The 10,822-nt window shown below is 51.5% G+C and carries 9 protein-coding genes; 3 read left to right on the forward strand and 6 right to left on the reverse strand.

From position 1 onward, the window contains the following. From QZF50_RS20445 to mtnN, 3 genes are all read right to left on the reverse strand, one after another. The coding region (locus QZF50_RS20445; RefSeq protein ID WP_290388965.1) for a TRIC cation channel family protein at positions 1-509 on the reverse strand (509 nt) is incomplete at its 3' end. A gap of 37 nt (positions 510-546) precedes the next feature. Further along, positions 547-1,347 carry a vitamin B12 ABC transporter substrate-binding protein BtuF gene (gene btuF, locus QZF50_RS20450; protein ID WP_001129927.1) on the reverse strand — a complete coding sequence of 267 codons (801 nt, stop codon included), beginning with the start codon at positions 1,345-1,347 and terminating at the stop codon, positions 547-549. Further along, positions 1,340-2,038 (reverse strand): 5'-methylthioadenosine/S-adenosylhomocysteine nucleosidase, encoded by a 699-nt coding sequence (gene mtnN, locus QZF50_RS20455; protein WP_000689844.1) that lies wholly within the window; start codon positions 2,036-2,038, stop codon positions 1,340-1,342. Before mtnN ends, btuF begins: the two co-directional genes overlap by 8 nt. An 83-nt stretch (positions 2,039-2,121) precedes the next feature. Here mtnN and dgt point away from each other — a divergent pair, with 83 nt between their 5' ends. The 3 genes from dgt (at position 2,122) to cdaR (ending at position 6,505) form a co-directional block, all read left to right on the forward strand. Beyond that, complete coding sequence (gene dgt, locus QZF50_RS20460; RefSeq protein WP_000057067.1) at positions 2,122-3,639, forward strand: dGTPase; 1,518 nt, start codon at positions 2,122-2,124, stop codon at positions 3,637-3,639. A gap of 129 nt (positions 3,640-3,768) precedes the next feature. After that, entirely contained in the window at positions 3,769-5,193 is a 1,425-nt protein-coding gene (gene degP / locus QZF50_RS20465; protein ID WP_000753946.1) for a serine endoprotease DegP, read from the forward strand. Between the two features lie 154 nt (positions 5,194-5,347). Further along, positions 5,348-6,505, forward strand: a complete 1,158-nt coding sequence (cdaR, locus tag QZF50_RS20470; protein WP_000929439.1) for a DNA-binding transcriptional regulator CdaR — start codon at positions 5,348-5,350, stop codon at positions 6,503-6,505. Between the two features lie 88 nt (positions 6,506-6,593). Here the strand turns inward: cdaR and QZF50_RS20475 are convergent, their stop codons facing one another. The 3 genes from QZF50_RS20475 to glnD form a co-directional block, all read right to left on the reverse strand. Then, the gene (locus QZF50_RS20475; RefSeq protein ID WP_000272188.1) at positions 6,594-6,980 is read right to left on the reverse strand and encodes a DUF3461 family protein; all 387 of its coding nucleotides are present in this window, start codon (positions 6,978-6,980) and stop codon (positions 6,594-6,596) included. Positions 6,981-7,294: 314 nt separating this feature from the next. Next, entirely contained in the window at positions 7,295-8,119 is an 825-nt protein-coding gene (dapD, locus tag QZF50_RS20480) for a 2,3,4,5-tetrahydropyridine-2,6-dicarboxylate N-succinyltransferase (RefSeq protein WP_001186650.1), read from the reverse strand. A gap of 30 nt (positions 8,120-8,149) precedes the next feature. Next, a partial coding sequence (gene glnD / locus QZF50_RS20485; RefSeq protein WP_001094571.1) for a bifunctional uridylyltransferase/uridylyl-removing protein GlnD occupies positions 8,150-10,822 on the reverse strand: 2,673 nt, incomplete at its 5' end.

Genomic DNA, 10,822 nt, shown 5'->3' on the forward strand with positions numbered 1-10,822 from the left:
ACGGAAAATGTGTAATAAGCCGTAGCGTGGACAATACCGCCGATAATACAGGCAGTTGCGTAGATTTCTGTACGTAAAATCATGGGGATCTCGCGGGCCAGTACATCACGAATGATCCCGCCGCCAACGCCAGTAATGACGCCCATACAAACCGCGATTAACGGACCGGCTTCCGCATTAAAGGCTTTATTCACGCCAATGCCGACAAACACCGCCAGACCAACGGCGTCCAGCACCGGCAACATCCATTTTGGTAAGCGTCTTGGCTGGCGCACCAGCACGATGGTCAGCATGCTGGTGACCATTGCAACGACCAGATCGGTGGGATCTTTCACCCAAAATACCGGGCCGTGATCCAGCGCCATGTCGCGAATTGTTCCGCCGCCTACTGCGGTAACCACGCCCAGTACCAGAACACCAAAAGGGTCCATACGCAATTTTCCGGCTAACAAAACGCCGGAGATGGCAAATACCGCTGTGCCGACTATATCCAGCCAATAGACGAGCATTGTTCAATCCCCACTGAGCACCTGAAAAGGTCAGGCACTAATCTACCTGTGAAAGCGCATTACAGAGCTGTTGTGCAGCGAGGATAATACGTGGGCTTGCACGTTCAAACCAGTCACTCGTGAGAGGAATAACGGGAATTTTGAGCTGTTCACCCCAGTATTGTTTGATTTTAGGAATTTGGTCCGGTCCGCCTGTAATGACAATCGCCTGTGGCGAGCGTGCTAACACCTGTTCGCGGCTAACTTGCGGCCAGGGAACCCGGCTGTCTTTAAAGATGTTTTCTCCGCCACAAACTTCGAGTACCTGGTTCTGAATCGACTCTTTTCCACTGGTAAATGGCGGATTAATGCCGAATTGCAGAAAAACACGTTTTTTAGGTTTATCAGCATATTGCGCTTTCAATTGCGCGTACTGATCCAGCAGGGATTGCGCGGCTTGTTCGGCCTTGTCTGGTTGCGGACTCCAGGGGGCCAGTTGACGTAACGCATTGGCAATTTGTTCAATGCTTGTCGCATCGACCCACATCACTTTTATTCCCAGCGAAGCCAGCTGGTCAACCTGCCGCTCGGCATTACCTCCACGCCAGGCAATCACCAGATCGGGTTTCAGCGCGACAATGCGTTCCAGATTCATCCCCTGCCAGGTGGAAACCTGCTCAATCTTTTGCGCTTGTGGAGGATAGTCGGAATAGCTGCTGACCCCAACCGGCGTGATCCCGGCGGCAAAGGCAAGTTCAGTGTTGGCGGGAGAAAGCGTGATGACGCGCGGCGCGGCGTTGAGCCACAGTGGCGCAAGAAAAGACAGGGCGACCAGCGCCCTGAACAGTGACTTAGCCATGTGCAAGTTTCTGCACCAGTGACTCAACCATCAGGCTGGACTGTTTAGCGGCAACAGCCAGGAACTCATCGAAGCTAAGATGAGACTGTTGATCGGCCACGTCGGAGATGGCGCGTACGACAACAAACGGGACGTTGAAATTGTGGCAGACATGGGCGATTGCCGTCGCTTCCATCTCTACAGCAATGGCCTGTGGGAAGTTGTGGCGGATTTTCGCCAGACCAACAGAACCGTTGATGAAAGCGTCGCCGCTAACAATCAGGCCACGTACAGCGTTAAGATTCAGTTCGGCAATGCAGGCCTCAGCGGCAGCGATCAGTTTATCGTCAGCTTTAAAGCCTGCCGGACAGCCTGGTAACTGACCGTATTCATAACCAAATGCCGTGACATCCGCGTCGTGATAACGTGCTTCGTCCGAGACAACGATATCGCCCACTTTCAGCGTTGGTGCCAGGCCACCGGCAGAACCGGTGTTAATAATCACATCTGGCTTGCAGTGTTCCAACAGCAAAGTGGCACCCAGCGCCGCAGCGACTTTACCGATGCCCGATTTCAGAAGCGCAACCTCGGTTCCATTCAGTTGGCCGGTATAGATTTCGCAACCGCCCAGACTGATAGTTTGACGGTTTTCGATTTTGTCACGCAGCAGCGTAACTTCTTCTTCCATTGCACCAATGATGCCGATTTTCATAGATTTACTCGCGATAAGCCCGATTTGAAGGCATAGTTTACCATGCGCTTACGGGGAAGCGTATTTCTCACGCGGGAGAGGACATGGCACAGATTGATTTCCGAAAAAAAATAAACTGGCATCGTCGTTACCGTTCACCGCAGGGCGTTAAAACCGAACATGAGATCCTGCGGATCTTCGAGAGCGATCGCGGGCGTATCATCAACTCTCCGGCAATTCGTCGTCTGCAACAAAAGACGCAGGTTTTTCCACTGGAGCGCAATGCCGCCGTGCGCACGCGTCTTACCCACTCGATGGAAGTCCAGCAGGTGGGGCGCTACATCGCCAAAGAAATTTTAAGCCGTCTGAAAGAGCTTAAATTGCTGGAAGCATACGGCCTGGATGAACTGACCGGACCTTTTGAAAGCATTGTTGAGATGTCATGCCTGATGCACGATATCGGCAATCCGCCGTTTGGTCATTTTGGCGAAGCAGCGATAAATGACTGGTTTCGCCAACGTTTGCACCCGGAAGATGCCGAAAGCCAGCCTCTGACTGACGATCGCTGCAGCGTGGCGGCACTACGTTTACGGGACGGGGAAGAACCGCTTAACGAGCTGCGGCGCAAGATTCGTCAGGACTTATGTCATTTTGAGGGGAATGCACAAGGCATTCGTCTGGTGCATACATTGATGCGGATGAATCTCACCTGGGCACAGGTTGGCGGTATTTTAAAATATACCCGTCCGGCGTGGTGGCGTGGCGAAACGCCTGAGACACATCACTATTTAATGAAAAAGCCGGGTTATTATCTTTCTGAAGAAGCCTATATTGCCCGGTTGCGTAAAGAACTTAATTTGGCGCTTTACAGTCGTTTTCCATTAACGTGGATTATGGAAGCTGCCGACGATATCTCCTATTGTGTGGCAGACCTTGAAGATGCAGTAGAGAAAAGAATATTTACCGTTGAGCAGCTTTATCATCATTTGCACGAAGCGTGGGGCCAGCATGAGAAAGGTTCGCTCTTTTCGCTGGTGGTTGAAAATGCCTGGGAAAAATCACGCTCAAATAGTTTAAGCCGCAGTACGGAAGATCAGTTTTTTATGTATTTACGGGTAAACACCCTAAATAAACTGGTACCCTACGCGGCACAACGATTTATTGATAATCTGCCTGCGATTTTCGCCGGAACGTTTAATCATGCATTATTGGAAGATGCCAGCGAATGCAGCGATCTTCTTAAGCTATATAAAAATGTCGCTGTAAAACATGTGTTTAGCCATCCAGATGTCGAGCAGCTTGAATTGCAGGGCTATCGGGTCATTAGCGGATTATTAGAGATTTATCGTCCTTTATTAAGCCTGTCGTTATCAGACTTTACTGAACTGGTAGAAAAAGAACGGGTGAAACGTTTCCCTATTGAATCGCGCTTATTCCACAAACTCTCGACGCGCCATCGGCTGGCCTATGTCGAGGCTGTCAGTAAATTACCGTCAGATTCTCCTGAGTTTCCGCTATGGGAATATTATTACCGTTGCCGCCTGCTGCAGGATTATATCAGCGGTATGACCGACCTCTATGCGTGGGATGAATACCGACGTCTGATGGCCGTAGAACAATAACCAGGCTTTTGTAAAGACGAACAATAAATTTTTACCTTTTGCAGAAACTTTAGTTCGGAACTTCGCGCTATAAAACGAATCTGAAGAACACAGCAATTTTGCGTTATCTGTTAATCGAGACTGAAATACATGAAAAAAACCACATTAGCACTGAGTGCACTGGCTCTGAGTTTAGGTTTGGCGTTATCTCCGCTCTCTGCAACGGCGGCTGAGACTTCTTCAGCAACGACAGCCCAGCAGATGCCAAGCCTTGCACCGATGCTCGAAAAGGTGATGCCTTCAGTGGTCAGCATTAACGTAGAAGGTAGCACAACCGTTAATACGCCGCGTATGCCGCGTAATTTCCAGCAGTTCTTCGGTGATGATTCTCCGTTCTGCCAGGAAGGTTCTCCGTTCCAGAGCTCTCCGTTCTGCCAGGGTGGCCAGGGCGGTAATGGTGGCGGCCAGCAACAGAAATTCATGGCGCTGGGTTCCGGCGTCATCATTGATGCCGATAAAGGCTATGTCGTCACCAACAACCACGTTGTTGATAACGCGACGGTCATTAAAGTTCAACTGAGCGATGGCCGTAAGTTCGACGCGAAGATGGTTGGCAAAGATCCGCGCTCTGATATCGCGCTGATCCAAATCCAGAACCCGAAAAACCTGACCGCAATTAAGATGGCGGATTCTGATGCACTGCGCGTGGGTGATTACACCGTAGCGATTGGTAACCCGTTTGGTCTGGGCGAGACGGTAACTTCCGGGATTGTCTCTGCGCTGGGGCGTAGCGGCCTGAATGCCGAAAACTACGAAAACTTCATCCAGACCGATGCAGCGATCAACCGTGGTAACTCCGGTGGTGCGCTGGTTAACCTGAACGGTGAACTGATCGGTATCAACACCGCGATCCTCGCACCGGACGGCGGCAACATCGGTATCGGTTTTGCTATCCCGAGCAACATGGTGAAAAACCTGACCTCGCAGATGGTGGAATACGGCCAGGTGAAACGCGGTGAGCTGGGTATTATGGGGACTGAGCTGAACTCCGAACTGGCCAAAGCGATGAAAGTTGACGCCCAGCGCGGTGCTTTCGTAAGCCAGGTTCTGCCTAATTCCTCCGCTGCAAAAGCGGGCATTAAAGCGGGTGATGTGATCACCTCACTGAACGGTAAGCCGATCAGCAGCTTTGCCGCACTGCGTGCTCAGGTGGGTACTATGCCGGTGGGCAGTAAACTGACCCTGGGCTTACTGCGCGACGGTAAGCAGGTTAACGTGAACCTGGAACTGCAGCAGAGCAGCCAGAATCAGGTTGATTCCAGCTCCATCTTCAACGGCATTGAAGGCGCTGAGATGAGCAACAAAGGCAAAGATCAGGGCGTGGTAGTGAACAACGTGAAAACGGGCACTCCGGCTGCGCAGATCGGCCTGAAGAAAGGTGATGTGATTATTGGCGCGAACCAGCAGGCAGTGAAAAACATCGCTGAACTGCGTAAAGTTCTCGACAGCAAACCGTCTGTGCTGGCACTGAACATTCAGCGCGGCGACAGCACCATCTACCTGTTAATGCAGTAATCTCCCTCAACCCCTTCCTGAAAACGGGAAGGGGTTCTCCTTACAATCTGTGAACTTCACCACAACTCCATACATCTTCATCATCCTTTAGGCATTTGCACAATGCCGTACGTTACGTACTTCCTTATGCTAAGCCGTGCATAACGGAGGACTTATGGCTGGCTGGCATCTTGATACCAAAATGGCGCAGGATATCGTGGCACGTACCATGCGCATCATCGATACCAATATCAACGTAATGGATGCCCGTGGGCGAATTATCGGCAGCGGCGATCGTGAGCGTATTGGTGAATTGCACGAAGGTGCATTGCTGGTACTTTCACAGGGACGAGTCGTCGATATCGATGACGCGGTGGCACGTCATCTGCACGGTGTGCGGCAAGGGATTAATCTACCGTTACGGCTGGAAGGTGAAATTGTCGGCGTAATTGGCCTGACAGGTGAACCAGAGAATCTGCGTAAATATGGCGAACTGGTCTGCATGACGGCTGAAATGATGCTGGAACAGTCGCGGTTGATGCACCTGTTGGCGCAGGATAGCCGTTTGCGGGAAGAACTGGTGATGAACCTGATTCAGGCTGAGGAGAATACTCCCGCACTTACTGAATGGGCGCAACGGCTGGGGATCGATCTCAATCAACCGCGAGTAGTGGCTATTGTTGAGGTCGACAGCGGTCAGCTTGGCGTGGACAGCGCAATGGCGGAGTTACAACAACTGCAAAATGCGCTGACTACGCCCGAGCGTAATAATCTGGTGGCGATTGTCTCGCTGACCGAAATGGTGGTGTTGAAACCGGCGTTGAACTCTTTTGGGCGCTGGGATGCAGAAGATCATCGTAAGCGAGTTGAACAACTGATTACCCGCATGAAAGAGTATGGCCAGCTGCGTTTTCGCGTTTCGCTGGGCAACTATTTTACCGGTCCTGGCAGTATTGCCCGATCCTATCGTACGGCGAAAACGACGATGGTGGTGGGTAAACAGCGGATGCCAGAAAGTCGCTGCTATTTTTATCAGGATCTGATGTTACCTGTGTTACTCGACAGTTTGCGTGGCGACTGGCAGGCCAATGAACTGGCGCGACCGCTGGCGCGGCTGAAAGCGATGGACAATAATGGCTTGCTGCGACGAACGCTGGCGGCGTGGTTTCGCCACAATGTGCAACCGCTGGCTACGTCAAAGGCGCTGTTTATTCATCGTAATACTCTGGAGTATCGGCTTAATCGTATATCGGAACTGACCGGGCTTGATTTGGGTAATTTTGATGACAGGTTGCTGCTGTATGTGGCGTTGCAGCTGGATGAAGAGCGGTAGGTTATGCGTTAAGGTCGAGGCGGCGCTGGCTCATTCCCCTCAGCCCGAAGGGTAGAGGGGAATGTCCGAGTTAACCGTCAGTTCGGCATTATTTACGCGTTAGTTTTTCCAGATCGGCTTCAATCTCGCTGATCTTATTGGTTACGACTGACTCCAGGTGACGTAAGTCGTCGAGGATCTTACGCTTAAGATCAACTTCGCTGCGGTCACGCTGGCAGATTTGATCAAGCTCATCAATGATATACCGTAGATTCGGGCTGATTTCCTGGACTTCTTTATAACCCTGACCCACACCATCAGCGACGACCGTTTTACGCTGACGCGGATATTTAAACTTAACGCTCTTGGCGAAAAACTCGCCTTTGTCTTTCTGGAAATAGATTTTCAGAATATCGTTGTTGGCTTCCTGCCGGAGGCTGTAACGATCAATTTCTTCAGGATTGGTAATACCCAGACTTTTCAGATTGTCGTACATAGCGTTACCTCAAAATGAGTCAGTAAATTGTGCTTATTTTAGCATTTGGCCTGGCCCGCCCGGCTCGACTGTGATCGCAGAAAGCCTTTTTCTTCCAGACTTCTATCATGGCGTAAAAATCAAAAAATTACCTGCTTTATTGTGGCGATATTCCATGGGATGGATTAACACATTTATCTTCGTTTTGCGAATTACATGACAGTCCGAAACAAGATGAAAAAGTATTTAAAAAAGGGGGGAAGAAGAATGAGTAGGACGAATTATTCTGAGCCAGAAAGCATACGGGCAGCATCATGCTGCCCGTATATGTACTCTTAATCGATGGTACGCAGCAGTTCGTTAATGCCGACTTTGCCGCGAGTTTTCGCGTCAACTTTCTTAACGATAACCGCACAGTAGAGGCTGTATTTGCCATCTTTCGACGGCAGATTACCTGAAACAACCACAGACCCCGCCGGAACGCGACCGTAGTGGATTTCGCCGGTTTCACGGTCGTAAATACGGGTGCTCTGACCAATGTATACGCCCATAGAGATGACGGAACCTTCTTCGACAATCACCCCTTCAACCACTTCGGAGCGTGCGCCAATGAAGCAGTTATCTTCAATAATGGTCGGGTTAGCCTGCAGCGGCTCCAGCACGCCGCCGATGCCCACGCCACCGGAAAGGTGGACGTTTTTACCAATCTGCGCACAAGAACCGACGGTCGCCCAGGTATCAACCATCGTGCCTTCATCAACATATGCGCCGATGTTGACGTAAGACGGCATCAGCACGGTGTTACGGGCAATAAATGCACCCTGACGTACCGCCGCTGGTGGCACAACGCGGAAGCCTTCTTTCTGAAAACGCGCTTCGTCGTAGTCGGCGAATTTCATCGGCACTTTATCGAAGTAGCGGCTTTCTGCCCCTTCGATCACCTGATTATCATTAATACGGAAAGAGAGCAGCACCGCTTTTTTCAACCACTGATGCGTCACCCACTGACCGTCAATTTTTTCCGCTACACGCAGTGCGCCGGAATCCAGCAGGGCGATCACCTGATTTACCGCTTCGCGGGTTACGGTGTCTGCATTGGCTGGCGTGATCTCGGCACGGCGTTCAAAAGCGGTTTCAATAATGTTCTGTAACTGCTGCATTGTTAAACTCTTTTCATATCAGTAAACACATCACCCTTTATCGTTTGGATTGAGGGCCTCTGTCAACCGCTGATGCACTTCCTGCTGCAACTCGTTATTAAGCGCACGCCGGTCAGCGGTGGCAATTATGAATAAATCTTCTACTCGCTCGCCAATGGTTGTAATTCGGGCGCCATGAAGCGAAATTCCCAGATCGGCAAAAATTTTCCCGACTCTCGCCAGCAGTCCTGGTTGGTCGAGCGCGATAAGCTCAAGGAACGATTTGCGGTCGGTATGGGTTGGCAAAAACGTCACTTCGGTTTCAACAGTAAAGTGACGTAGTTTAGCCGGTTGACGACGCGGCTGTGGTGGCTGCCAGCTACTTTGTGTCAGTACCTGCTCCAGACCAAACCGAATAACCTCATGACGATCTGCGGATAGCGGGCTACCATCGGGTTCCAGCACGATGAAGGTATCCATCGCCATACCGTCGCGAGTGGTGAAAATTTGTGCGTCGTGAACACTTAAATTGCGGCGGTCTAATTCGGCACAGACGGCGGCAAACAGATAGGGGCGGTCCGGGCTCCAGATAAAAATCTCGGTGCCTCCACGCGTAGCCTGCGGGCTAAGCAATACCAGCGGTTTGCTTAAATCATGCTGTAATAAATGGCGGGCATGCCAGGCCAGTTGATTTGGGCTATGGCGGACAAAATAGTTAGCACGACAGCGTGACCAAATTTGGTGCAGCGCCTCTTCGTCGATGTTATCCATGCGCAGTAGTGCCAGTGCCTGGAGTTGGTGATGGCGAACCCGTTCGCGCATATCCGGCGTGTTTTGCATTCCGCGTCGTAGCTGTTTTTCGGTGGCAAAATAGAGTTCGCGCAACAGACTTTGCTTCCAGCTATTCCACAGCGTTTCGTTGGTGGCGCAAATGTCAGCCACTGTCAGGCATACCAGATAGCGCAGACGATTTTCCGTTTGAACTTCTTCGGCAAACTGCTTGATGACTTCAGGGTCCTGAATATCGCGGCGTTGTGCTGTCACCGACATCAGCAAGTGCTGGCGAACCAGCCAGGCAACCAGCTGTGTTTCGCGTGAGTTCAGCCCGTGGAGTTCTGCAAAATGCACTACATCCTGAGCACCGAGAATGGAGTGGTCGCCGCCGCGTCCTTTGGCGATATCGTGAAACAGCGCGGCGATGAAAATCAGCTCAGTTGACGGCAGGCGCGGCCAGACGTCCACACACAACGGATGGCGCTGGCGCGTTTCTTCACTGGCAAAACTCTCCAGTTTCAGCATCACGCGGATAGTATGTTCATCCACCGTGTAGGCGTGGAACAGATCAAACTGCATCTGCCCGACGATATGCGACCATTGCGGCATATACGCGCCGAGCACGCTATGGCGATGCATTGGCAATAGCCCGCGCCGCACCGCTCCGGGGTGACGCAGAATGCTCAAAAACAGTTTTCGTGCTTCCGGAATATTACACAGCGGTTGTTGCAGATGGCGACGGGCATGGCGTAACTGGCGCAGCGTGGTGGAGTAAATGCCGGTGATCGCACTGTTGCGCACCATGGTGTAGAACATACGCAAGATGGCTTCCGGCTGGCGCATAAATAGTGTTTCATCACGCAGGTCGATTAGCGTACCGCGTAGCTGAAACTCATCGTCGATTGGACGTGGTTTTTCGTCGGCGGGAAGGGCGAGGATGGCTTCATCGAACAGTTGCAGCAGCATCTGGTTGAGTTCACTGACGCGGCGTGTAACGCGGAAGTAATCCTTCATCATCCGCTCGACCGGTTCGTTGCCTTCACCACTGTAATTCAGACGCTGAGCGACGCTAAGTTGGCGATCGAATAACAGGCGATTATCGTAACGGCTGACGACCAGATGCAGGGCAAAGCGAATACGCCACAGTATATGCAGACATTCGTTTAATTCCGCCCGCTCCGCTGAGGTTAAGAAGCCAAACCCAACCATTTCATCCAGCGATGTTGCGCCAAAATGACGGCGGGCCACCCATTGCAGAGTGTGGATATCGCGCAAGCCGCCAGGGCTACTTTTGATGTCTGGTTCAAGATTGTAGCTGGTGCCGTGGTAACGCTGATGGCGCTGGTTCTGTTCTTCAACTTTCGCCGCGTAGAACTTGTCGGAAGGCCAGAATCCTTCGCTAAAAATATGTTTTTGCAGTTCGAGGAAGAGCGCAACATCGCCAATTAATAAGCGGGATTCGATTAAATTGGTGGCGACGGTTAAATCCGATAACCCTTCCAGCATGCACTCTTCAAGCGTGCGCACACTATGACCGACTTCCAGCTTTACATCCCAGAGCAGCGTTAACAGCTCGCCCACTTTTTGCGCCTGATCGTCCGGGAGCTTTTTACGGCTTAAAATCAGTAAATCGATGTCAGAAAGTGGATGCAGCTCGCCACGACCGTAGCCACCGACGGCGACCAATGCCAGGTCGGCAATCTGGCTGAATCCCGCTTCAATCCATAATCGTTGCAGGAGCTGGTCGATAAACTCGGTGCGCGCCTCAATCAACTGTTCTGCAGAGATCCCATTGTCAAAGGCATCACCCAGCCAACGCTGGAAAGTATCGATATGGGCTTTTATCCCACCGACGGTTAATTCATCACGGGGCCAGACGCATGGATTTTGCGGTTGACCGGGCAGGGTGGGGAGAGCGGTGTTTGCGTACTGTTCTGGAAGGGTATTCAT

Origin of the sequence: uncultured Escherichia sp. (assembly GCF_948475835.1) — a bacterium.
Taxonomy (GTDB): Bacteria; Pseudomonadota; Gammaproteobacteria; order Enterobacterales; family Enterobacteriaceae; genus ECMA0423.

What these genes read in the sequence shown, in the direction of transcription:
- btuF (WP_001129927.1), bottom strand. Translation starts at nt 1,347, where the DNA reads ATGGCTAAGTCACTGTTCAGGGCGCTGGTCGCCCTGTCTTTTCTTGCG.
- QZF50_RS20475 (WP_000272188.1), bottom strand. Translation starts at nt 6,980, where the DNA reads ATGTACGACAATCTGAAAAGTCTGGGTATTACCAATCCTGAAGAAATT.
- dgt (WP_000057067.1), top strand. Translation starts at nt 2,122, where the DNA reads ATGGCACAGATTGATTTCCGAAAAAAAATAAACTGGCATCGTCGTTAC.
- dapD (WP_001186650.1), bottom strand. Translation starts at nt 8,119, where the DNA reads ATGCAGCAGTTACAGAACATTATTGAAACCGCTTTTGAACGCCGTGCC.
- mtnN (WP_000689844.1), bottom strand. Translation starts at nt 2,038, where the DNA reads ATGAAAATCGGCATCATTGGTGCAATGGAAGAAGAAGTTACGCTGCTG.
- cdaR (WP_000929439.1), top strand. Translation starts at nt 5,348, where the DNA reads ATGGCTGGCTGGCATCTTGATACCAAAATGGCGCAGGATATCGTGGCA.
- degP (WP_000753946.1), top strand. Translation starts at nt 3,769, where the DNA reads ATGAAAAAAACCACATTAGCACTGAGTGCACTGGCTCTGAGTTTAGGT.